Genomic DNA, 23,122 nt, shown 5'->3' with positions numbered 1-23,122 from the left:
TCCATGGCGCCTCCTTAACCAGCCTGCGCGTCGTCCAGCGCGAGCGCCAGCGCATCGTCGAGCGCCGCGTCGTCGGCCTCGACCGCCGTCGCGCTCTCGGTCCAGACGATGTGACAGCTGAATCGCTTGCCGGCGTATATCGGCGCGAGCGCGGCGCGATAGAGCGCAAGCTGGCGAAGCGCCGTCGCATCCAGCTTCGCGCGCGGACGTCCGGTCTTGAAATCGGCGATCATCACCTCCGTCTCCAGCTCCGCGAGGCGGTCGATGCGGCCGGAAACGCCTAATCCGCCGTCCAGCGTCGCGACGACGTCCACCTCGGGCGCAGAATGCGGTCCGAAGAGCGGCGCGAGGCGCGGCGCCTCGATTACAGCGATCGCCGCCTCCGCGATCGCCATTCGGCGCGCTTTCTCAAGCGCAGGCGCCCGCAACTCGAGGAACCGTTCGGCCGCCGTGCGCCGGCGCTCCGGGGCGCAGGCCGGCAGATGTTGCAGCAAGGCGTGCGTCAACCGGCCGATCAGGACGCGCTCTGCGGCGGCGCGATTTGGGGCGGCGCCGCCGGCGGCGGCCAATGCGTCGGCGCCCGCGAGCGCGCTCGAGGGACGCAGCGGCGGCGGCGGCCCCGCTTCGCGCGGCGCTGGCGTTCTCGCAATTGCGGGCAGGTCGGGCGCCGCCGGAGCCGGCGCGGAACGCGGCAGGTCGTGGCGCAAAGGCGTGTCGCCGAGGCGGAGAATGTAGCCCTCCGCATCTTCCGGATCAGGAAATTTCTGGCAATGCTCCGCCAGCGCTTCGCGGACCATGTCGTGCCAGCATCCCTCCGCCGGCCCGTTGCTCCCATGATAGCCTGCGATGTAGAGCCGCTCCTCCGCGCGCGTCAGCGCGACATAGAGCAGTCTCTGATGCTCGGCCCGCTCCGCCTCGCGATGCGCCGCGCGGGCGGCGGCAAGCGCCTGCGGATCGCTGTCTTTCCCCCTGGACCAGACGAGCGAAAGCTCGTCGTCCGCGCCGAGCAGGAAAAGCTTCGGATCGTGTTTTCCCGCCGGCGCGCCGCAGGTGTCGGGGAGAAACACGATCTTGGCCTCAAGGCCCTTGGCGGCGTGCGCCGTCATCACGCGCACCGCGCCGCCGGCCGCCTCCATGTCGCGCTTGATCGAAACATCGAGGTTCTCGACCATCGCCAGAAAATTCGTGAGCGACGGCGATGTCTCGCGTTCGAAGGAGAGCGCCAGCCGAAGAAATTCGTCGATCGCGTCATTGGCTTCCGGTCCCAGTCGCGCGACAAGCTTTCGCCTGCCCTCCCCCGGCCCCAGCACGCGACTGAAGAACTCGAAGGGCGCGAGCGTCGCCGCGTCCCGCCGCCATTGCGCGATCTGCGCCGCCGCGTCGCGATGGCGCGCCTTCTGCGAGCCGGCCAACGCCTGATGGAGCGAGCCCGTCCGTTGCGGCGCGATGTCGATCAGATCGTCGTCGTCGAAGCCGACGAACGGCGATTTCAGCACGGTCGCGAGCGTCAGATCGTCCTCGACGAGCAAGGCCGCGCGTCCCAGCGCGACGAGATCGTTGACAGCGATATGGTTCGCGAGATCGAGCCTGTCGGCGCCGGCAACCGGCACGTCGGCCGTTTTGAGGGCCCGGATCATCGACTCGAAAAAGGCGCCGCGCTTGCGCACGACGATCAATATGTCGCGCGGCTCGACCCGTCGAAACGCCCCGCCGTCCTCGACGCATTCGCCGCTGTTCGGATGAAGCAATGCGGAAATCTTGCGCGCGACCTTTCCCGCGAGCTTCTCGCCGGGATCGGCCGCGGTCAGGTAATCGGGAGGCAGTCGCCAGTCGGCCGGCTCTTCGACGGGACGCGGTCCAACCGGCTTCCAGATTTCGACGAGCGCCTCGACATGCGTCTTCGTCGCAATATGCTCCAGCGGCGGGTCGGTCGGGTCCGGATTGCTGGTCAGTCCATCGCCATTGCGCCCGTGGCGGAAAACGGCGTCGACGGCCTCGAGGACGCGCGGCGCGGAGCGGAACGACTGGATGAGCCGCACATATTCGAAGTTTTGCCCGACCCTCGTGAAACTCGTCTGAAAACGTCGACGCATCGACTCGAATTTCTCGGGCGCCGCGCCCTGGAAGGAAAAGATCGACTGCTTTTCGTCTCCGACCGCGAAGAAGCTGCGCGCGACGGATCGCGCGCTGTCGCCCGCGCAAAACTCGTTCGCCAGCGCCGTGAGAATGTCCCACTGACGCGCGCTCGTATCCTGCGCTTCGTCCAGAAGAATATGATCGATCTGCGAGTCGAGCTTGTAGAGAACCCAGGATGGATTCGACCGCGTCAACAGGCTTCTCGCGCGGTCGATCAGGTCGTCGTAATCGAGCAGATTGCGCCGCCTCTTGGCTGCCTCGTAGTTCGCCATGATGGCGTCGCCGAGCCTCGTGAGCGCAAGCGAGCGCTCCGCGACGTCGGCGGCCTTTCTCTTCTCGACAAGCGCCGCGAGACGGTCGCGCTCCGCCTCCATGCGCTCGAGCAAGCCCGGCGCGGCTTTCACAAGCCCCGACGTGATGATTTTCGTCTTGCCGGCGCCGCGCGGCTCGCCCTTGTTCGTGAAGAAAACGGAGAGGTAATGCGCGATGCAATCGCGTTGTGGCGCAAGTTCGATGGCGCGCTCGAGATGCGCCGCGAGTTTGCCGTCATTCGTGGAACCGAGCCGCAAGGCGTGCGCAAGCTCTGGCCATTCCGCCCGATTGCAAACAATTTCCGCCTCTATCCGCACAAGCGTGTCGTCTTCCGACAGCCCGAGTTTCGCGCGCAGGCGCGCTGCATACTCAGGCCGAACCGCCGCCTGCGCCAGTGCATCGCGCTGTGACAGAAGCTCGTCGCAAAGGTCGTCGAAACCGAAACTCGTCGTTTCGCGCGCGACCGCCTCCAACGCCTCGCGCAAATCCCCCGGCGCGCGCATCGCCTCCTGTATCGTGCGCGCCTTCGCGTCTTCGAGCAATTGCGCGCGCCCCATATCGTCGAGCACGCGAAAGCCGGCGGGCGCATTGGCTTCGAGCGGGAAAATATGCAGCAGCCTTTCGCAAAAGGCGTGGATCGTCTGTATCTTCAGCCCGCCCGGCGTCTCGACCGCCTTGCCGAACAATTGGCGCGCGCGCTCCAGGTCGGCGCGAGCGGGAACGCCTGCGCCCGTCCCCTCGATTTCAGCCTCGAGCGCCTCGTCATCGAGCAACGCCCATTGCGCAAGCTTGTCGAAAATGCGCGCGGACATATTGGCCGCGGCGGCCTTGGTGAAGGTGAGGCAAAGGATCTGCGAGGGCCTCACGCCCGCGAGCAGAAGACGCAGGACGCGTTGCGTCAGCACATAGGTCTTGCCCGAACCGGCATGCGCGGAGACCCATGCGGAGACGTCCGGGTTCGACGCGCTTTGCTGCGCGCGCAGCGTCAGGCCTCGCGCGGCGCGTTCGCTCATGCGCCGTCTCCGCCGCCGCGCGACCATTCCTTGACGCGCGCGAGATGGTCGAAGTCGCCCGTATGGGAGACGAGCGCGACATAGGGGCGCGAGGGATACCGCGCTCCCTGCTCGCGATAATCATCGAGCAACTGTTTCAACTCGTCGCGATGCGCGGCGACGAGGTCCGCGAAAGTGCGGGCCTGCGCCTTGACCCATTGCGTGTCCCCGTCGTTTTTCAATCCCACATAGGCCGCGCCCGCGACGTTTCGCGCGCCGACGTCGGCGAAGGCGCCGGCCTCGATCATCGCCGCCTCAAGCGTGAGTTGCGGCGCCCAGCCGGCTTCGACCTGCTTGTTCGTCGGCGGCGCGCCGGTCTTGTAATCGAAGACGAAAGCGCGGCCGCTTGGATCGACTTCAATCCGGTCGGCTTTCGCCGTCAGCGTGAAACTCGATCCGTCCCGTAGCGGGATTGTCCATTTCCCGGCTTTTTCCATATGAATCGCAACGCCCTCGGCGCGCCGCGCAGCCTCGAAAGCGAGCGCATGATCTAGCCCCGAAACAAGGCGCGGCCAGGTAAAGATTTCAAAAGCAGGATCGACGAAGAAATCCACGAGCGCGCCACGCGCGACCTCGTGGAGTTTGCCGCGCGCGTCCGCAGGCAATGGACCGCTCGGATAATGCTTCACGAAAGCTTCGAGTGCGGCGTGAATCGCCGTGCCCATCTCTCGCGCGCCGATGTCGCTTCCGAGCGGCGCGAGCGGCTTCAAGTTCAAAATATATTCGGCGAAGATAGCGTAAGGATCGCGACGCAGAACCTCGATGCGCGTGACGCTCAGCTTCTGCGGCCGCAAGGCGAGCGGCGGGGACGGCTCGGGACGCGACAGACTCAGGGAGGTCTGCGGACGATCAAGCGACACGGCGATAGCGAGCATTTTTTCGCCGCGCGCCTTACAGGCGCCGAAAGCTTCGCCCGCCAGCGCTTCCAGACGCGCGAGAAATCGGGAGGCCACCGTCGGCGACCCGTCGCGCTTCGCCGCGCGGCTGAGAACGACGCTTTTCGCGCCAAGCGCCATCACGAAATCATGCGCGCTTTGTCCGATGCGGCGCTCCGGCGGCGAAAGCCCCAGTTGCCGGCGCATCGAACGATTGAGAAAGGCGCCCGTCTCCGTCTGCGGCGGCCAGACGCCTTCGTCGAGTCCCGCGAGCAACAAGAGGTCCGCGTCCATGAGGCGCGCTTCGAGCGGACCGAGAATTTTCACTCTCGGATGCGCGCGACGCGGGCCGCGCAATGTCGTTTCGAAGGCGATGCGCTCGAAAAGCGCCGCATAGCTCGACGCATCGAAATCCGGCGGCGCCTCGGCGAAGCAAAGCTTGTCGAAAAGTTCGAAAAGCGTCTGCGCTCCATCTTCTTCGCCGTCCTCCGCGCCGAATGCGATCGCTTCGAAAGCGGCGCGATGAGCGCGCGCGAACTCTTTCAATTCATGGTTCCCGCGCAAAGCGGCGAACGGCGCCAGAGCCGCTTCGATCGCGCGCAATAGCGACGCGATGTCATTCCACTGCGCATCCGTGACGCTTTGCGCGGCGGGATGCGCGTTTCTGTCGCGCGCCGCCGCGCGGGCTTTCTCCAGGAGCGCGGAAAAGCTTCGCGGTCTCGCCGGCAGCGCACGCAAAACGGCGATCTCGACGAGCGGCGCCAGCGCCTGCGTCGCCGCGCGCGCGTGGCCGAAACGCGCGAGCGGATGCGCCAGCAGCGTCGCGACGCCGACCGCGTCGAGGCCGGTCGCGCCAATGGCGGCGATTTCCCGCGCGAGCGCGCCCACGCGCGTCGATGCCAGAGAAGCGCCGCCGGAATCGTCGATCTCGACGCCGAAACGCTGCAATTCGGCCGCGACCCGACGCGCGAGGTTGCGGTCGGGCGTGACGAGCGCCGCAGTTCGCCCCGGCGTCTCCAGCGCTTCGCGCATGAAGAGCGCCAGCGATAGCGCTTCCGTTCGTTCGTCCGGCGCCTCCAGCGCGATCACGTCGGCGAGAGCCTCGGCGAAGTCGCCTCCCTGCGCCGCGCGAAAGCTGCGCCATCGCGGCGTCGCTTCCGCCGGCAGCATCGCCTGCGCAACGAGTCTGCGGCGCTTCGCCAGCGACGCGGGCAGGCGCGCAAGTTCGCGCACCTCGTCGCGGCCCAATTTCATGACCCCGAGAAGCCGCTTCAACATCGTCTGCGGATGCGTGAAAGCGGGCTCGCCCTCATTCTCTCCGATCAGCGCCCAAGCTTCGTCGTCGAGATCGCAATCGAGCCCCGGCAAAACGACGGCGCCATATTCCAGCGCCGCGATCTGCGAAAGCAGCCGGGCGGTGGTCGGCTGCGCGCCCGTCGAACCGATCGCGACGACTGGCGCCGCGCCGCCCGACGTCCGCAGGCGCTCGATCTGCGCTTCGAGCAGGCGCTTGCGCCGCGTGGAAGCGTCGACCCGCCCGCGTTCGCGGAGTATCTCGGGCCACTGCTCGACTGCGATGCCGAGAAACCGCGTCGTGATCGACCAATAGCGATCGAATGTTTCATCGACGATCTTCTCGAGCGCGTCGGCGGCGACGCCCTCGATAACAAATTCGTCGATCAGCGCGCCGAGGTCGGCCGCGAGCGAATAGGCTCCGGCGGGCGTCGACGCGACGAGAAAGGGTTCCGCATCGTCGACGAGCGGTTCGCCGTCGGCATCGATGGAGACAATGGCGTGGCTGATCGCATTCGACCACTGCATGACGAGCCGCGCCAGAAGGAGCCGCCGCTCCAGTTCGCCGATCGCAGGCTGGACCGCCTCGTCGAAATCGTCCGCGCTATCGCCGAACAGCGCTTGGGTTTCACTCTCCTCGAGCCCGCCGAGCGGCAGGATGCGCGGCAGCAGGGCGGCCTTCGCGCCGAAGGCGCGCGCGAACTCCGCCGCGAGGGCGCGGCCGGCGCGACGGGTCGGCACATAGATCGTCGAACGCGCGAGAAGGAGCGGCGGGCTGTCGCGCGAAACGACGGGGACGATGCCGCCGGAAAGAAAAGCGTCGACGAATGTTTCGAGAAAAGGGGCGCCGGGCGCGATGGTGAAGACATTGCGCTTGCCGCTCACGCCGTCATCCCTCATGTGCGGCAATCGCTCTTTCCGCCTCGGCGATGGCGGCGACCGTGCCGACATGGAGCCACAGTCCGCTCGAGATCACGCCGAAAAGCCTGCCCTGTTCCGCCGCGGCGAAGAGGAAGGGCGCGAGCTTGAAAACATCCTGCGTCTCCTTCGCGAAGAGTTGGGGCTTCAGGAGACCGACACCCGCATAGACAAATGGTTTCGGCCCGTCCCGGCGCATGATGCGGCCCTCCGGAGAGAGATCGAAATCGCCTTCCCAATCGACTCCCACGCTGCCCTGCGTCGGCGCGAGGAGGAGCGCGGCGTCCATCCTGTCGGGATCCCATGCGCGGGCGAGCGCGAGCAGATTGGACTGGGGCGCGCCGACCCAGAACGCGTCCGTGTTCCAGACGAAAAAGGCCTCCTCGCCGATCAACGGCAAAACCTTCTTGATGCCGCCCCCCTGATCCAGGAGCCGGGCGCGTTCGTCGGAAATCACGATGCGCGGTTCGCTCCGCCCCGAGAGATGCGCCTCGATCTGATCGGCCAGATGATGAACGTTGACGATCGCCGTATCGACCCCCGCCGCGGCGAAATCATCGAGCGCGCGGTCGATCAATGTTCTCCCGGCGACTGAAACGAGCGGCTTCGGCGTCTTGTCAGTCAGGGGACGCATGCGCGTGCCAAGGCCCGCCGCGAAGACCATGGCGGTTTTGGGAAGCGCGGGGGCAAGGCGCTCAGTCGTCGCGAAAGAGTCCGGGGAGATTGCTTTCATACCACGCCTTGATGTCGGCCAGCGCCGGATGCTTCAGGCTCTTTTTCAGATATGCCTCGACGCGCGGCACATGCGCGAGATATTGCGGCTTGCCGTCTCGCTGGTCGAGACGCGCGAAAATCCCGAGCACCTTGGTCGCGCGCTGCGCCGCAAGCGTCATATAGGCTCTAGCGAAAGAGGCCATATCGAAGCTCTGGTCCGCGTCGCGGCGCAGTTTGGCGTAGTGCGCGAGAAGTTTCAACTCGAGTTCGTCCGGCACCGTCACGCGCGCGTCCTGCCCGAGCGACGCCATGTCGTAGGCGGGATGCCCGAGCACGCAATCCTGGAAATCGATGACGCCCACGCGCCTGATCCCCTCGCGATCGGCGAGCCAGATCAGATTGGGCGAATGATAATCGCGCAAGGTCCATGTCGGCGCCGCCGCTGCGATTTCCACGAGCGCGCTGCGCCAGAGATTGGTGAAGATCGCGCGCGCGCCGGAGGCGACGGACGCCTTGATTTGCGGAACGTACCAGTCGAGGAGAAGATCGACCTCGATCAGCAGCGCGTCGAGATCGTAGGGCGGAATGTGATAGCTTCCGCCGCCGTCGAGGGGGAGCATATCGGGCAGGCGGCGCGAATGCAGATGCGCGAGCGCGCCGGCGGCTTCGAGATATCGTTCCGGAATGGGGCCGTTTTCGTCGACGACGCCCTCGCGACCCAGGTCTTCGACGATGAGAAGTCCGGCGTCGAGATCCTGGCCGTAAATCTCTGGCGCCGAGAGGCCCTGCGCGCGCAGACCGTTGGCGAGCGCGACGAAGGGTTTCACATTCTCCGCAAGCCGCGCGATGGCGCTGTAGGATTTGCCGTAACGGATGGGCGGACCATCCGGACGCGGCGGCGAGATCATCAGGATCGCGCGTTGGCCGTTGGGCTTTTCGAGCGTCTCATAGGCCCGCGACGAAGCGTCTCCCATCAGGAAGCTGCGCCTGGCGTCGCTCCAGCCCGCCTTGCGTAAAAGTTCGCGCAAAGCCTTGAAGGACGCGAGCCTGCCGGCGAAGGCGCCATGGCCCGAAATCGTCATGCGGCGCGCGTCGCGATTGTCGGCGTCGGCGAAACTCAGACGCACGTCGAGCCTGTCCTGCGGCATGGCCTCCGGCGCGCGCTCCGCCCATTCGACGAGAACGATCGCGTCCTCCACCGCCTCCTCCCAGCCAAGGCCGGAGAGTTCGGCGGATGAGGAGATGCGGTAAAAATCTGCATGTACGACGCGCAAGGAGTCGCGTTCGTAGATCTGCATCAGGGTGAATGTTGGGCTCGGCGCCTCGAGCGCCGGATCGTCGAGCAATTTACGGATGAGCGCGCGCGCGAAGGTCGTCTTGCCGGCGCCCAAATCGCCGGCGAGCGTCACCGTATCGCCAGGCTTAAGCAGCGAGGCGAGGTCCTGCGCGAGCGAGGCCGTCTCCGCTTCGTCCGCGACTTCGACGCGCCAGACGGATTTGCCGGCGGCTTCGTCGGTCATTGCGCGCCTCCTTCGCTTGCGGCGGGCTTCGCCTGCTCCCGGGCCGGCCGCGCCGGAAATACGCAGGTGACGGTCGTGCCCTCGCCGGGCGCGGAATCGATGAACACCTTGCCGCCGTGCAGCTCCATGAAGGCGCGCACGATGGAAAGGCCGAGGCCGACGCCGCGATGGCGCGAGCCCGCCGTATGCGACTCGAAACGCTCGAAGACGCGTTCGAGAACCTCCGGCGGAATCCCCCGGCCGCGATCCGTGACCTTGAATACGATCTCGTCCTCGCGGCGAATGGCCGCAAGAGTCACGGTCTGGCCCGGGCTGGAGAATCCGATGGCGTTCGAAAGAAGATTGAAGAGGATTTGCCGCACGCGCTTCGCGTCCCCGCGAAAGGTGCCGACGTTGTCCATGGCGACGATCTGGACATCAATCGAATTCTCGGCGAGACGATCCTGGACGCCCTCGATTGCGGCGCGCATCGTCGCCTGCACGTCGACGTCTGAAAATTCGAGCTCCAAAGCGTCTTCGTCGATCGTTGCGAGATCGAGAATGTCGTCGATGATGGCGAGGAGCGCCGCCGACGATTTGCTGACATAGCCTAGATATTCGCGCTGACGCGGGTTGAGCGCGCCGGTCGACTCCTCGCCGAGCAGATGCACGAAACCGTTGATGTTGTTGAGCGGCGAGCGGAGCTCGTAGCTGACGTGATGGATGAAGTCGTTGCGCAGCTTTTCGGCGGCGAGCAGCGCCTTGTTACGGTCGGTGAGCGCGCGCTCGACATTCACGTCGGCGGTCACGTCGACGAAGGTCAGCAGCGCCGCGCCATCGAGCAGCGACTGCGCCGTGCAGTCGAGAACCACGCCGTCGCTGCGCTCGATGCGCCGCGTAAAGCCCTCGCGCATATCGTTGAAGCTCGTGACGAAGCCCTGGAGCTGCGCCCAGGTCTCTTCATTGTCGTGCAGAGTCTTGCATTGAGCGACGAGCGCGTCGAACCGCGGCTTTTTCGCGAGCGCGTCGGGATCGAGCCGCCAGAGTCTGGCGAAGGCCGGGTTGCAGAAGCTCAGACGCCCGTCCGCGCCGAAGACGGCGACGCCTTCATGAAGCGTCTCGAGCGTCTCGCTCTGCGTGCGGTTCAGCGCATTGAAGCGCGTTTCGAGATCATAGGCCTTTGTCGTGTCGTCGTAGAGATAGGTCACGCCGCCCTGCGTATTGGGATGCGCGACGACGTCGAGAATGCGGCCGTCCGGCAGATGCCAGGTGTGGCGAACGGGCTCGGGCGAACGATAGGCCTCGAAGAGCCGCTCTTTCCATGCCTTGAAATCGGACTCGGCGGGCAGCCGGTCGTCGGCCCTTAATCTGTCGAGAATTTCGCCGTCCGTCGGCTTGTGATCGAGAAAGCTGGCGTCGATCTGCCAGAGCTTCGCATAGGCGTCGTTGTGATAGACGAGCCGCCGCCCGCGGTCGAAGATCGCGACGGCCGTGGGCAGCTGATCGAGCGTGCGCACATGCGACTGCATCTGCTGTTCAAGATCGGCGCGAACAGTTTCGACTTCGTGGCGATCGATGGCGATGGCCGCGGCCATTTCCGGCGCCGCTGTCTGCGTGACGTCAAGAAGATGACGCGCGCCGGCGACCACAGCCGGAATGCGGGCGCGCCAGACAAGACCTTTCGCGCGCGCCTGCGCCGCCTCGCCGCGCGCCGATTGATCGAGGAGCTCCAGCCCGCGCGCCACGGCGTCGGCCGGGTCTTTCGCCTCCACGGCGGACGCATAGGCCTTGTTCACGAAAGCGAGCTTTCCGGCCTTGTCGCGCACCCACACGAGCGTCGGCGAAGCGTCGAGCAAGGCGCGCAGGCCCTGGAGGTCGCGCTCCGTCGCTTCGTAGCGCTCGCGAAGACCGATCAACTCGAGGCGGTCGCCGGACACCTCTCTGATCCGCAGCACCGCGCTGCCGCCGACCGCCCGGCCCTCGGCGTCGAAATGACGGCCCGCCGAGCCGGCGACGAGCATTCGAAAACTCTCGCCCTTCATGCGCAGTCGATCGACCGCCGCATCGAGCTGCTGCGCATCCGCGGGCGCGAGCCAGGAGCCGAATGCGAGGATGCGGCGCGGCGCGGCCGCAGCCTCCGATACGATGAGTCCGGAGGAGTGGATGTCCGGCTCGCCGCCCGGCCCGGACCAGGCGATGAAAATCTGCGACTCGCTCTCAAGAAACGTCTTGGCGCGATCCAGCTTCTCCCGCGTCTCCTCCAACTCGGCGACCAGTTCCGACTCGCGGCGCCGCCAAACCTTTCGCTCGCTGATGTGGGTAAGCGCCACGACCGCGGAGAAAAGCGCAAGACCGCCGCTGAAAGCGAAACTCACCACTTCGGAGTCGAACGGAAGCTCGCTGATGAAATCTGCGGCCTGCGCCGAGGCGGCCGTCGAATGCAGCGTGGCGCCGGCGAGGCCGGGAAATCCCGTGCGCAGGAACGTCTCCCGCAGCTTCGCGAGCAATCGGAATTGGCCGGAACGCGTGTGGCGACGTCGGATCATGAGCGAGACGCTCCCGATCGCGCGCAATCCAGCTCGAATGTCATGAGAACCGGGCTCCAGGGGTGATTTTGGTGCTCATCACAACAACGCCGCAGGGGTGCGCCACGATGCGGCTCCGCCCACAATGAGACGCGCGCAAACGCCTCTCCGCTCCCGGGGCAGGAGCGGCGACTGGCCCGCGCTTCCGTCGAGGACCGCCGTTGCGCTGACTACGCTCGATACGAATCACCCCAATCTAGAACGCGATCGGTTAAAACGGAATCGTGTTTCTGCGGAACTTCGTCACAAAAAAGCGGCCCCGCTCGCAGGGAGGGGGCCGCAAGTCGAAAGGGAGCAGAAAGCCGTTCAGGCAAGCCTCAGTAACGGTAGTGCTCCGGCTTGAACGGGCCGTTCTTCGGCAGGTTCAGATATTTCGCCTGCTCGTCGGTCATCTGCGTGAGCTTCACGCCGATCTTGTCGAGGTGGAGCGCCGCGACCTTCTCGTCGAGGTGCTTGGGCAGCGTGTAGACGCCGACCGGATACTGGCCCTGCTTGGTCCACAGTTCTATCTGCGCCAGCGTCTGGTTGGTGAAGGACGCCGACATCACGAAGGAGGGATGGCCGGTCGCGCAGCCGAGATTCACGAGGCGGCCTTCGGCGAGCAGGATGATGCGCTTGCCGTCCTGGAACTCGATCTCGTCGACCTGCGGCTTCACATTGTGCCACTTGAGGTTACGCAAGCCGGCGACCTGAATTTCCGAGTCGAAGTGGCCGATGTTGCAGACGATGGCGCGATCCTTCATGGCGCGCATGTGGTCGACGGTGATGACGTCGATATTTCCCGTCGCCGTGCAGAAGATGTCGGCGCGCGGGGCCGCGTCTTCCATCGTCGTGACTTCATATCCTTCCATCGCCGCCTGCAGGGCGCAGATCGGGTCGATCTCGGTCACGAGCACGCGGCAGCCGGCGTTGCGCAGCGAGGCGGCCGAGCCCTTGCCCACGTCGCCATAGCCAGCGATGCAGGCGACCTTGCCCGCCATCATCACGTCAGTGGCGCGGCGAATGCCGTCGACCAGCGACTCGCGGCAGCCATAGAGATTGTCGAACTTCGACTTCGTCACCGAGTCGTTGACGTTGATCGCCGGCCAGAGGAGCTTGCCCTCCTTGTGCATCACATAAAGGCGATGCACGCCGGTGGTCGTCTCTTCCGTCACGCCCTTGATGGCGACCGCGTTGCGGCCGTACCAGCCAGGATTGGCCTTGAGGCGCTTCTTGATCGCCGCGAAGAGGACTTCCTCTTCCTCATTGGTCGCCTTGTCGAGGAAGGCCGTGTCGCCCTGCTCCGCGCGCAGGCCAAGATGGATGAGGAGCGTGGCGTCGCCGCCGTCGTCCAGGATCATGTTCGGGCAGCCGCCGTCGCCCCATTCGAAGATCTTGTGGGTGTAATCCCAATAGTCCTCAAGGCTCTCGCCCTTGACAGCGAAGACGGGCGTGCCGGTGGCCGCGATGGCGGCGGCGGCGTGGTCCTGAGTCGAGTAGATGTTGCACGAGGCCCAGCGCACGTCGGCGCCCAGCGCCTTCAGGGTCTCGATCAGAACCGCCGTCTGAATGGTCATATGCAGCGAGCCGGCGATGCGGGCGCCCTTGAGCGGCTGCGACGGGCCGTATTCGGCGCGCACGGCCATCAGGCCCGGCATCTCGGTCTCGGCGATGTTGAGTTCCTTGCGGCCCCAATCGGCCAGCGAAATATCGGCGATGGCGTAATCGTTGAAGTGAGCGGTCATGCGAATCCTCTGCTCGGGAAGGACGGCCGGCGCCCCGGCGCTGGAGAGCCTATAGCAGGAGGCGAGACAGAAGACAATAAACATATAAAGATTTGTTTATGTCGCATCCCCATCCGCGCTCGATCTCGTCGCCAGGACGAAAAGCTTCTCGACCGTGGCGCTCCGCCAGCGCACGTCGGCGGTTCTGGCGCTGGAATCAGACCTGATCATGATCGCAGGTCGGAGGGCGACCTGGAGGGGATCCCCCGCCGGCTTTCGCATACCCCTTCCGCAGGCTCAGGCCCGACGACTGGAAGGAGTCGCGCCGATGAGCCCGTGAGCGCCGACCTAAACTCACGCCGCCGTGCGCTTTCGCGGCGCGAGCGGATGTTCCGAACTCGACGCGTGGTTCTCCAGCCCCAAAATCTCCGCGCGGCCGCCAGCCCGTTCGTAGTCCTCGCAGTAAAGATGCAGGAACTCCATCACCGTGTGGTCGATGGTCGCGGTCTCCGAGAGGTCGAAGATCACTGTCTTTCGCTTCGGAATGAGCGCCAGATCCTTCTTCAGGGCGAGCACATTGGCGAAGAAGGCCGCGCCGCCGAGCTTGACCTTGTAGACATTCTCCTCGGGGATCTCGATCTCGAGCCGCAGGCGCAGCACCTCGCTCCAGGGCACGCTGCGGTAGAGATGGAAGGCGAGCTCAGCAAGAACGCCGATCGCCACGCCGATAAGCAGGTCCGTCGCCAGCACGCCCACGATGGTGATGAGAAACACGCCGAGCTGATCCCAGCCGATGGCCAGCGTCTTCTTGAAGACGCTCGGCGAGGCCAGCCGGAAGCCCGTGAAAACGAGGAGAGATGCGAGGGCCGCCAGCGGGATTTCGTGAATGAGCTTGGGGAACAGCGCCACGAAGACGAGCAGGAAGAGGCCGTGGAAGAAATTGGCCCAGCCCGTGCGCGCGCCATTGTTGCAATTGGCCGAGCTGCGGACGATCTCCGCGATCATCGGCAGGCCGCCGATGAGACCGCAGATGATGTTGCCGACGCCGACCGCCGCAAGGTCGCGGTTGAGGTCGGAGGTCCGTTTGTAGGGATCGAGCTTATCGACCGCCGCGGCGCTGAGCAGCGTCTCCAAACTGCCGACGAGGCAGATGGCGACAACCTGCTGCCAGAAGACCATCGAAAAGACGGGCGTGAAGTCCGGGAAGGCGAAGCCAGCCATGAAGTTGCTCGGAATCGCGACCAGGAATTTCGGCCCGATGGAATATTCGGTGTGCGGCAGGACGGGGGCCTCTGGCAGGAAAAGGTAGATGTGCTCGTCGTCGAGATCGAAATACTGCGCGAGCGCCATGCCCACCACGACGACGACCAGAGGCGCCGGGATCATCTTCAGATAGCGGTTGCGCACCAGCGTCCAGGCGGTGAGGATCAGAAGGCCGACCCCGCCGATCGTCGCGACTTCGGGATTCATCTCCCGCAGGCTCGCGGGGATGGCGCCGATCGTCTGGAACAGCGTGTCGGCGTCCGGCTTCACGCCGAGCACGACGTGAAACTGCTTCGCCATGATGATGATGCCGATGGCGGCGAGCATGCCGTGCACGGCCGAGGACGGGAAAAAGGCCGAAAGCTTCCCCGCGCGCATGACGCCCATCAGCGTTTGCAGCACACTGGCGCAGACGATCGCCGCGAGCGTGTAGCGGTAGCCCGCCATGGCGTCGCCCTGCCCGAGCTCCTGCACCGACGCGAGAACGACGACGATGAGGCCCGCCGCGGGACCGTTGATCGTGACGTAGGATCCGTTGATCCGCGAGACGAATAATCCGCCGACGATCGCCGTGATGACCCCCGCTTGCGGCGGAAAGCCCGAGGCCATCGCGATGCCGAGACACAGCGGCAAGGCGATGAGGAAGACGAGGAAGCCCGCGAGCGCGTCCTGACGCCAGTTTTGCCTCAGCCCGGCGAGGCCCGTGAGGGGAAGGTCGGAGTTGATCGGCGCGCTTGTCATGTCAGTTTCGTGAACCCTCCAGAGACGGCGAGCGGCGCGATGGGCGTCGTAGCCGCACAAGGCGCGAATGGCGGACGAGACGAATAGGCCGCTGTCATAATCCGACGACCGGACCAAATGGCGCCCAATTATTCGTCAGAAAATGGCCAGATCGCCTATTTTTTAGGCTAACTCCCGCCTCCTACACGCGAGTCAAGCGGATTCGAGCGGGATCACATCGGCTACCCTTTCAGCGGCGTCTGCTCTATAGCAAGGGAGACGCCACTCCCGCCGGCAGGCTGACACACCGATGTTCGACGCTCTCAAATCCTTCATCGCCGAACTCACCGGCGAGGCCGACAGGCCGAAACCTTTCGAATCCGCCGACTATCAGCTCGCCGCAGCGGCGCTCCTCGTCCACATCGCTTCGATCGACGGCGATTTTGACGACGATGAAAAGGCGCGCATCCAGCAGCTTGTCGAGGCGCGCTTTGGCCTCGCTTCCGATGAGGCGCGCGAACTCATTCACAACGCCTGGGAAAGCGAGCGCGATGCGGTCGATCTCTACCGCTTCACCAGCGTGCTCAAGCGCCGGCTCGACGAGGACGGGCGCCGGCAGGTGATCGGCATGTTGTGGGACATGGCGCACGCCGACGGCTCCGTTCACGAATTCGAGGAGAATGTGGTGTGGCGCGTCGCCGAATTGCTCGGCGTCTCGACCCGCGAACGCGTGGAGCTGCGCCGGGAAGTGCGCGAGAGCCTCGCCGCGCCGGTCGAGAACCCCTGGTATCGCCCCAAGGAGTGATTCTCGATGATTGACGTTGCGAACGCCCGCCCGGCGGCGATCGTCACCGGCGCGTCGGAGGGCATCGGCGCGGAACTCGCCCGCGTTTTCGCCGACAAGGGCCATGAGCTCGCCATCGTCGCCCGCCGGGGCGAACGGCTCGCCGCGCTCGCCGAAGACATCGCCGCCAGCGGCCGCGCCCGCCCTACGGTCGTGGATCTGGACCTGCTCGCGGAGGGCGCGGTGGACGCCCTCGCCGCGCGGCTCGCAGAGGCTGGCCTCGCGCCGCAATATCTGGTCAACAACGCCGGGTTCGGCCTTCTCGGGCGCGTCGCGGATCTGGATCAGGCCGAGCAGCTCGCGATGATCGACCTCAACGTACGCGCCCTCACCGCCCTGACCCTTCGCTTCCTGCCGTCGCTCGTGGCGACGAAGGGCGGCGTGCTCAATGTCGCGTCGATCGCTTCTTTCATGCCGGGACCGGGATTCGCGGTTTATTACGCGACAAAAGCCTTCGTGCGCTCCTTCAGCGAGGCGATTTCCCACGAATTGAAGCCCGCGGGGGTAAAGGTCTCCTGCCTCTGCCCGGGGCCGGTGCTCACGGGATTTCAGTCGCGCGCCGGCATGAGCTTCGAGGGACTGATGGGCGCGATGAAGCCTGCTCTGGTGCCGGCCGACGAAGTGGCGCGCCAGGGCTACGACGGTCTGATGGCCGGCCGGCGCGTCGTCGTGCCGGGCGCGGTCAATAAGGCTATGGTCTGGGGCGCGCGGCTGTCGCCGCGAGCCATTCTGTTGCCGCTGCTGGGGGCGGCCCAGATGAAACGGTCTTGACCGGACGCCGACGATAAAAAAAGCGGGCTGCTTCCGGCCCGCTTTTTTTAAGTCGTTTCGTTTTCGTAAACTTACTCTTCCGAGGCGCCCTTCACCTTCAGCACCTGACGGCCCCGATACATGCCGGTCTTCAGGTCGATGTGGTGCGGACGGCGCAGTTCGCCCGAGTCCTTGTCCTCGACATAGGTCGGCGCCTTCAGGGCGTCGGCGGAACGGCGGAAGCCCCGCTTCATCGGGGACACTTTTCTCTTCGGAACGGCCATGGTCTCGTCTCTCTGAACAGCAAGGGCCGCGGGCGATCTCGCCGCGCGGCGGAAACTGGTGGGGGGCGTATACGCGAAATATCGCCCGCTGGCTACCCCTCCCTCAGCCTCAACCCTTGTCGGGCGGCGCGTCGATCGACGCGGGCGGGGTCGGCGCGCCGCCGTCCTTCTCATAGGCGCCCTTTTCCGCGCCTTTTAGCATCGCCGGATCATCCTCGATGAGTTTGTTGGCGGCGCGATCGTCCACGACGGGCTTCGGCGCGGCGGCGACAGGCGCCGCGCGCAGGCCGGTCTGGGCCGACAGCCAGTTCTTCCACTGCTCGAAGCTGCCGTTGAACGTATTCTGGTCGACAGCGCCCACGATGCCGGGCACGCGGCCGTCCGAGCGATACTGCCAGAAGGTCCATTTGCGGTCGCCGTAGCGGACCTTGGGGTGATATTTCGTCGAACGCACCCAGATCGGATATTCCGAGAGCGCGTCGGGCTGGAGAATCGCCTGATAGAAGTCGACGGAGGAATAGATGATCGGCTTCTTGCCGTAGCGGCGCTCCATCGCCTCCAGCATCGTCCGCATGTCGCGGATCGCTTCCTCGCGATAGAGCGTTCGCTTGCAGCTCTTCGATTCGGGCGTCGGTTCGACGTCGAGGACGGGCGGAAGCGCGTCCGGGTCGTTAGGCACGACGGAAGCGAAATTGGCGATTTCTTCGTGCGGCGGGCGGCACCAATAGACGAAGTGATAGGCGCCGCGGGGGACGCCCGCCGCCTTGGCCGCCGCCCAATTGTACTGGAACTTGGAGTCGACCTTGTCCCCGCCCTCGGTCGCCTTGATGAAAGCGAAAGCGACGCCCGACTCCTTCACCTGCTCCCAGTCGATGTCGCCCTGATATTTCGAAACGTCGATGCCATGCACGGCGAATTCGGCGCTGCGCGTCGCGGGGAAAAGGTGGAGATCCGATTCCGGCACGGCATAGGCGAGAAAGCTCGGATCCTTCTTGGCGTTCACCAGCGGCGCGCTGGTGGCGAAGCGGGGCCGGCGGGCGTAGCTGGGATCGTAGGAGCTGCCGCAAGCAGCGAGACTCGCGGCGCTCGCCGCAACGCAGGCGAGCGCGACAAGACGCGATACAGAAATATTCAACGAGCGCATTTCGTCAAATTATCCCCACAGGCGGTAACGAAGCGTTAATGCGCCGCCGCGACTCAGTCCAGATGAAACCACAAGCTGGCGATTGTAAGGAAGGCGCCGTACCCCACGACGTCGGTTATGGTGGTGACGAAGGGCCCGGACGCTACGGCCGGATCGAATTTGAACCGGTCGAAGACCAACGGCACGACGATGCCGCCAAGCGCCCCGGCGACGAGATTCGTGAACATCGCCATAGCCATGACCGGCCCCAGCCCGACGTTGTGGAACCAGTTCGCGGCGACGAGGCCGGTGACGAGGCCGAAGGCGGCGCCGTTGACCGCGCCGATGGCGAGTTCGCGCAGAATAATTTTCAGGGCGTTGGCGCGGGTCAACTCGCGCGTGGCGAGCGCCCGGACCGCGACGGTCATGGTCTGGGTGGCCGAGTTGCCCCCCTGCCCCGCGACGATCGGTCCCAGCACCGCGAGCGCGACCATCTGCTCGAGTTGCGACTGGAAGGTCTTGAGCACCGACGAGGTGATGAAGGCGGTGAGCATGTTGACGAAGAGCCAAGTGAAGCGGCTGCGCGCGATCCACCAGAAATCGTCGGTCAGCTCCTCCTCCGGGTTCACGCCGCCCAGCGCCTTGATCTCCTCGGAGGCCTGCTCCTGCATGACGTCCACGATGTCGTCGATGGTCAACACGCCGACGAGCCGCTCGGATTCATCGACGACCGGAGCCGACACAAGATTGTAGCGCTCGAACAGCCGGGCCGCTTCGGTCCCCTCCTCGGTGGCCTTCACGCGTCGCCGGTCGGCCTGCATGATTTCGTCGAGGCGGGCCGAGGGCTTGGCGCGCACCAGCGCGTCGAGAAAGACGGTTCCCAGCAAATGATAGCCCGGATCGACGACGAAGACTTCGAAGAAACTGTCGGGAAGACTTTCGCCGTCCGTCTCGCGGAAGAAGTCCAGCACGCGGCCCGCCGTCCAGAAAGGTGGCACCGCGATCAGCGTCGTCTGCATCAGACGGCCCGCTGAGCCTTCCGGATAGTCGAGCGAGCGGCGAAGAACGATCCGCTCCTGCGCCGGCAGCGCCTCGAGGACTTCCGCCTGCTCCTCCGGCTCAAGCGTTTCGAGAATGGCGACGGCGTCGTCGCTTTCGAGATCGCGCACGCCCTCGACGAGCGTTTCGACCGGCAACTCCTCAAGAATGTCCTCGCGGGTCGCTTCGCCGACCTCCATCAGCGCGGTAAAGTCGAAATCCGCGCCCATCAGCTCGACGAGGCGCGGACGCGCCTCATGGCTCAGAAGTTCGAGAAGCGCGCCGAGATCCGCCTCGTGCAGGTCGCCGACGAGCTCGTGGACGCGCTTCGAGTCGCCCAGCGCAACGGCGGCCTCGACCTCGAAAACGAATTCAGGATCCGGCCCCCCGCCCTCCTGACGGAAATTTTCGGCGGGCGACGGCGTTTCTTCTTGGTCGAGGGACATGGCCGAATCCCGCTATAAGGCTGAACGCTCTTAACCCGCGCACGCGCGGAAGCAAACCGGCAAAACCCACATGACCCATTTTTCCCGCGCCTCGCTCTACGCTTTCGCCGCCGCGTTTCTCTGCGGGCCCGCGCTCGCGCGAGACTGCGGCCCGGACGCGCTCGGCGTCTCCCGCGACATCACGATCGGCCGCACGAAAGGGACGGCCGTCGGGCTCCAGAGCTACCCCCGCACGCTGGATCTCCAGGACAAGGAAGTGATCCTGACTTTCGACGACGGCCCGGCCGGGCCGACGGCGCATATTCTCGACGCGCTGGCGAAGGAGTGCGCCAGGGCGACCTTCTTCGTCATCGGCCACAACGCCGAGAACGCGCCGGCGCTCGTCAAGCGCGCCGCGAGCGAGGGTCACAGCATTGGCCACCACTCCTACAGCCACCCCGGCGACACGCTTCGGCTCATGGGCGCGGCGGCTGCGAAAGCGGACATCGACAGGGGAATCGCCGCCGTCGAAAAGGCGGCGGGCGGGGCGGCGGCGCCTTTCTTCCGTTTCCCCGGCTTCGCCGACACGAAGGAACTCGTCGATTATCTCGGCGGCCGCGGCTACACCGTCTTCGGCTCGGACGTCTGGGCCTCCGACTGGACCGCGATGAGTCCGAAGGCCGAACTCGATCTCGTGATGTCGCGCCTCGAAAAGGCCGGCAAGGGCATCGTGCTGTTCCACGACTCCAAGGCGCAGACCGCACAAATGCTGCCCGATTTCCTGCGGGCGCTGAAGGCGAAGGGCTACCGCCTCGTTCACATGGTCCCGGGCGAAGGCGACACCCCCGTCGTCGACGCCGGCCTCGGCTGGTCGTCGACGACGGAGCCGATCATCGCCAAGACGCTCGGCAAGAAAACAAAGCGCACGCCGCACGAGAGCGCCGGGGAAGCGGAAAGCCCCCACGCTCCCGGCGAAAACTGATCGTCAGCCGTTGTCGCAGACATAAAGACGCCGGCCACCCCAGCAGGAACCGCGTTTGTAGACCCTGCCGAGTTCGCGGTCGCCGAGCGCGGCCGTCCAGGCCTTTCCACGGGCATGGGTGAGCGACAGATTCCTGCCCGGCAGATCGAAGGTCACCGCGTCATCGCCGTGACGAACCCTGCAGGCGCCATTCGCCTGAACGCGGCCGCCGAGCCGGACGTAGCATTTCGTCATGCGGCCGTCGTCCTCCGCCTTCGCCTGTTCCGCAGGCTTCATGGCGTCCGTCGAAATCCCGGGAATCTTCGCGGGCTCAGCGGCGGCCGGCGAATAGGCGAGCGCGTCGGAAGCGGCGGGCGCGGCCGCCATGGAGGGCGCATGAGCCGCGGCGAGCTTTTCGCGCATTTCGGCAGTGGGCGGAGCGAGCGGCTCCGGCGCATTTTCCGGCATGGCCGCCATGTTCGCCGCCTCCATGATTGGCTTGGCGTTCAGGAGCATTTCATCGACGGCGGCCGCTTTCTTGTCGGCGCCGCCGTTCATTTCAGCCTTCGCGAGCGGCTTCGGCGCAGCCTGCTCCGCGGGCGCCGCAGCGACCTCGGCGCGGTTTTCGCTCGTTCCGCCGAACGGCGCCCCATTGCCGAACAGCGCGGTTCCGACGATCAGCGCGCTTCCGGCGAGGATCAGCGCGCCGAGAACCAGATGCACGACGCGCTCCGCTTTCTCGATCGCGTGATTTCGCTCCGCCGGGCGACCCATCTGGCGCTCCTCGCCAGGCGCTGGCTTTGACGAACGAAGGAAAGAAAGGCTTGCGCCACCTTCGCGCTCTTCGGAATTCCGATCGGTTCCGACCGGGCGCTCATGATGTTCGAAGAATACGCTCATACTCGTCACTCCGAGGCACGCTCGCGAGACCCGGAGATCATGACCAAGCCACGATCACATGGAGCGCGCCGTCGCGCCCGGCCCCGCAGAATTATCGCATTCTGGAAGTCGTCCTCCCGGAAAACGATCACTCCTCCATCCAAACCCGGCGCGAGATCTTCACGATCCTCTACATGCGCCGTTTTGACACAAAATTTGGAGCGCAGATTGTGGCTGAATTTTGTTATTACGCAAGCTGAGCCATTGACGCCAAGTCGAGACTTGCCGCCGGCGCTCTCAAAACTATCGTCGGCAGCCCGCTATTCAGGCGGCAGAACGATGAAAGCGTATGACACTGCGACAGTGTATCCGTTCTTGGTCCGGGCTCCGAAGGCGATGCTGTGCGGTCCAGGCGCCAGCGGCGGAACGAGCAGCCAGTAGCCATCCGCGACCAGCGTGTCGGTCGGGCTCGGCCCCACCGTCTTTCCGGGCGGCGCAATCAGGCCGTAGCTCGGCGGAAGCACCGTAAAGGTCGGGGACGTCGCGCGGAAATCCGCCAAATTCGTCATCAACTGGCGGCCGTCGATCGAAACCCACAGCTGACGCGTGTCGACAATGTCGATCAACTGGCCTGCCCCCTGCCTCAGCTCGGAGATCGTGGCGGCGTTTTTCGGACTGTAGGCGACGGCGGTGATCAACGGAAAGAACAACGCCTTGCCCGACGGTATTCCGGCCGCGCAGCTTCGCCGTGAATCGCCGCCGAAGTTGCTGCCGAGAAACCAGACATTCCCCGCCTGTCCACGCGCGCAATCGACTGTCCCGACAAACAGGTTCGGATTCGTCTTGGCCGGGATGGAGAAGATCCACTGCCACCATCGCGCCGCCCAGTCTCCGTAGCTATTGCTGAAGCTCGGATTGACGATCTGCGCCGACGCTATGGAAGGCGCGCCGAACGCCGCCAGACCGACTGCGCAAAACGCTGCCGCGCGCCCGGCGCCCACGCATTTGCCTAACAACTTCCGCATGTATTTCTCCGCGGCACAGACACAGCTACTATAAAAAATCTATTCCTCTCCTCCGAGAGTTGCAGAGGGCACTTTGTCACAGCGTGAAGTCAGTCCTTCGAGGGCGTCGTCACTTTTCTCGAAGCGCCGGAACTTCGAGAACCACGGGCGCCGCCAGATGTCGTGGTCAGAAAGTTGGCGCGCCCTGCCAGAACGGCGTGAACATCGGGACATGCCAGTTCGTCGGCAACGGAAATCCGCCCAACGTTCAGTGTTCTTGCAGGTCTCGGCAGGTTTCGCCCAATTGATGTCGCGCAGAGGCCCGAGCGGCCCGTTGCCCGCGCCTCTGTCGCAACGTCAGCGTCCGCCGGCGCGATAGAACGCCGGCAGAGGCCGACGCGACTTTCAGGAGACCGGCGCGCGATATCGAAGATGGTCGTCGGTTATCCTCCGTCCGCCCGAAGCGGACGAAATCGGTCCAAGGACGGGGAGCTCGCCCGCCATTTTGCAGAGCGACCAATTTTTTTGTCGCTGCGCCGCAGGGCGACGCCAACTGACGATGCTGACCGAAGATGGTGCGGTCGAGAGGACTCGAACCTCCACTGGTTGCCCAACTAGCACCTCAAGCTAGCGCGTCTACCAATTCCGCCACGACCGCCCGGGGCGCATTCGCTCGCTGCGAAGCGCCGGCGCGCAGCCTCTAACAAATTGACCGGGCGATGACAAGGGCGGGACGCCGCCGTG

Annotated in this window: 15 protein-coding genes and 1 tRNA gene; 3 read left to right on the top strand and 13 right to left on the bottom strand. The window is 65.3% G+C overall.

Annotated features, from left to right (window positions below):
- Positions 1-14: 14 nt before the first annotated feature.
- The 7 genes from addA to ACV959_RS06260 form a co-directional block, all read right to left on the bottom strand.
- Positions 15-3,461, bottom strand: coding sequence for a double-strand break repair helicase AddA (gene addA / locus ACV959_RS06290; RefSeq protein ID WP_475739043.1), 3,447 nt, complete (start codon positions 3,459-3,461; stop codon positions 15-17).
- Positions 3,458-6,568, bottom strand: coding sequence for a double-strand break repair protein AddB (addB, locus tag ACV959_RS06285; RefSeq protein ID WP_475739042.1), 3,111 nt, complete (start codon positions 6,566-6,568; stop codon positions 3,458-3,460). The genes addA and addB overlap by 4 nt, the downstream gene beginning before the upstream one ends.
- Positions 6,558-7,250 (bottom strand): nucleotidyltransferase family protein, encoded by a 693-nt coding sequence (locus ACV959_RS06280; protein ID WP_475739600.1) that lies wholly within the window; start codon positions 7,248-7,250, stop codon positions 6,558-6,560. Before ACV959_RS06280 ends, addB begins: the two co-directional genes overlap by 11 nt.
- Positions 7,251-7,281: 31 nt before the next feature.
- On the bottom strand, positions 7,282-8,820 hold the full coding sequence (gene tsaE, locus ACV959_RS06275) for a tRNA (adenosine(37)-N6)-threonylcarbamoyltransferase complex ATPase subunit type 1 TsaE (RefSeq protein ID WP_475739041.1): 1,539 nt from the start codon (positions 8,818-8,820) through the stop codon (positions 7,282-7,284).
- Positions 8,817-11,345 (bottom strand): sensor histidine kinase, encoded by a 2,529-nt coding sequence (locus tag ACV959_RS06270; protein WP_475739040.1) that lies wholly within the window; start codon positions 11,343-11,345, stop codon positions 8,817-8,819. Before ACV959_RS06270 ends, tsaE begins: the two co-directional genes overlap by 4 nt.
- A gap of 356 nt (positions 11,346-11,701) precedes the next feature.
- Complete coding sequence (gene ahcY / locus ACV959_RS06265) at positions 11,702-13,108, bottom strand: adenosylhomocysteinase (RefSeq protein WP_475739039.1); 1,407 nt, start codon at positions 13,106-13,108, stop codon at positions 11,702-11,704.
- Between the two features lie 333 nt (positions 13,109-13,441).
- The gene (locus ACV959_RS06260) at positions 13,442-15,091 is read right to left on the bottom strand and encodes a SulP family inorganic anion transporter (RefSeq protein ID WP_475739038.1); all 1,650 of its coding nucleotides are present in this window, start codon (positions 15,089-15,091) and stop codon (positions 13,442-13,444) included.
- Positions 15,092-15,380: 289 nt separating this feature from the next.
- Here ACV959_RS06260 and ACV959_RS06255 point away from each other — a divergent pair, with 289 nt between their 5' ends.
- Positions 15,381-15,875, top strand: a complete 495-nt coding sequence (locus tag ACV959_RS06255) for a tellurite resistance TerB family protein (protein WP_475739037.1) — start codon at positions 15,381-15,383, stop codon at positions 15,873-15,875.
- 6 nt (positions 15,876-15,881) lie between these two features.
- The gene (locus ACV959_RS06250; RefSeq protein ID WP_475739036.1) at positions 15,882-16,685 is read left to right on the top strand and encodes an SDR family NAD(P)-dependent oxidoreductase; all 804 of its coding nucleotides are present in this window, start codon (positions 15,882-15,884) and stop codon (positions 16,683-16,685) included.
- A 71-nt stretch (positions 16,686-16,756) separates the two neighbouring features.
- On the opposite strand, the gene rpmF is transcribed toward ACV959_RS06250, so the two are convergent.
- The 3 genes from rpmF to mgtE form a co-directional block, all read right to left on the bottom strand.
- Complete coding sequence (rpmF, locus tag ACV959_RS06245) at positions 16,757-16,948, bottom strand: 50S ribosomal protein L32 (RefSeq protein ID WP_475739035.1); 192 nt, start codon at positions 16,946-16,948, stop codon at positions 16,757-16,759.
- Positions 16,949-17,057: 109 nt separating this feature from the next.
- On the bottom strand, positions 17,058-18,092 hold the full coding sequence (locus tag ACV959_RS06240; protein ID WP_475739034.1) for a glycoside hydrolase family 25 protein: 1,035 nt from the start codon (positions 18,090-18,092) through the stop codon (positions 17,058-17,060).
- 53 nt (positions 18,093-18,145) lie between these two features.
- A complete protein-coding gene (mgtE, locus tag ACV959_RS06235) occupies positions 18,146-19,555 on the bottom strand; it encodes a magnesium transporter (RefSeq protein ID WP_475739033.1) in 1,410 nt (469 codons plus the stop codon).
- A 70-nt stretch (positions 19,556-19,625) separates the two neighbouring features.
- On the opposite strand from mgtE, the gene ACV959_RS06230 reads away from it, so the two are divergent.
- Positions 19,626-20,516: a polysaccharide deacetylase family protein gene (locus tag ACV959_RS06230; protein WP_475739032.1), complete on the top strand. Its 891-nt coding sequence runs from the start codon at positions 19,626-19,628 to the stop codon at positions 20,514-20,516.
- 3 nt (positions 20,517-20,519) lie between these two features.
- Here ACV959_RS06230 and ACV959_RS06225 read toward each other — a convergent pair whose 3' ends face one another.
- The 3 genes from ACV959_RS06225 to ACV959_RS06215 all read right to left on the bottom strand — a co-directional run bounded on the left by ACV959_RS06225 (position 20,520) and on the right by ACV959_RS06215 (position 23,036).
- Entirely contained in the window at positions 20,520-21,269 is a 750-nt protein-coding gene (locus ACV959_RS06225; protein ID WP_475739031.1) for a hypothetical protein, read from the bottom strand.
- A gap of 425 nt (positions 21,270-21,694) precedes the next feature.
- Positions 21,695-22,399: a hypothetical protein gene (locus tag ACV959_RS06220; protein WP_475739030.1), complete on the bottom strand. Its 705-nt coding sequence runs from the start codon at positions 22,397-22,399 to the stop codon at positions 21,695-21,697.
- Between the two features lie 552 nt (positions 22,400-22,951).
- Positions 22,952-23,036, bottom strand: a tRNA-Leu gene (locus ACV959_RS06215).
- Positions 23,037-23,122: the final 86 nt, after the last annotated feature.

This window comes from Methylocystis sp. Se48, from assembly GCF_056269425.1.
This window is presented reverse-complemented; position numbering and strand designations above follow the sequence as displayed.

Bases quoted from the DNA above. Each gene is read 5' to 3' on its own strand.
- addA (WP_475739043.1), bottom strand. From the start codon at position 3,461: ATGAGCGAACGCGCCGCGCGAGGCCTGACGCTGCGCGCGCAGCAAAGC.
- addB (WP_475739042.1), bottom strand. From the start codon at position 6,568: ATGAGGGATGACGGCGTGAGCGGCAAGCGCAATGTCTTCACCATCGCG.
- ACV959_RS06280 (WP_475739600.1), bottom strand. From the start codon at position 7,250: ATGGTCTTCGCGGCGGGCCTTGGCACGCGCATGCGTCCCCTGACTGAC.
- tsaE (WP_475739041.1), bottom strand. From the start codon at position 8,820: ATGACCGACGAAGCCGCCGGCAAATCCGTCTGGCGCGTCGAAGTCGCG.
- ACV959_RS06270 (WP_475739040.1), bottom strand. From the start codon at position 11,345: ATGATCCGACGTCGCCACACGCGTTCCGGCCAATTCCGATTGCTCGCG.
- ahcY (WP_475739039.1), bottom strand. From the start codon at position 13,108: ATGACCGCTCACTTCAACGATTACGCCATCGCCGATATTTCGCTGGCC.
- ACV959_RS06260 (WP_475739038.1), bottom strand. From the start codon at position 15,091: ATGACAAGCGCGCCGATCAACTCCGACCTTCCCCTCACGGGCCTCGCC.
- ACV959_RS06255 (WP_475739037.1), top strand. From the start codon at position 15,381: ATGTTCGACGCTCTCAAATCCTTCATCGCCGAACTCACCGGCGAGGCC.
- ACV959_RS06250 (WP_475739036.1), top strand. From the start codon at position 15,882: ATGATTGACGTTGCGAACGCCCGCCCGGCGGCGATCGTCACCGGCGCG.
- rpmF (WP_475739035.1), bottom strand. From the start codon at position 16,948: ATGGCCGTTCCGAAGAGAAAAGTGTCCCCGATGAAGCGGGGCTTCCGC.
- ACV959_RS06240 (WP_475739034.1), bottom strand. From the start codon at position 18,092: ATGCGCTCGTTGAATATTTCTGTATCGCGTCTTGTCGCGCTCGCCTGC.
- mgtE (WP_475739033.1), bottom strand. From the start codon at position 19,555: ATGTCCCTCGACCAAGAAGAAACGCCGTCGCCCGCCGAAAATTTCCGT.
- ACV959_RS06230 (WP_475739032.1), top strand. From the start codon at position 19,626: ATGACCCATTTTTCCCGCGCCTCGCTCTACGCTTTCGCCGCCGCGTTT.
- ACV959_RS06225 (WP_475739031.1), bottom strand. From the start codon at position 21,269: ATGGGTCGCCCGGCGGAGCGAAATCACGCGATCGAGAAAGCGGAGCGC.
- ACV959_RS06220 (WP_475739030.1), bottom strand. From the start codon at position 22,399: ATGCGGAAGTTGTTAGGCAAATGCGTGGGCGCCGGGCGCGCGGCAGCG.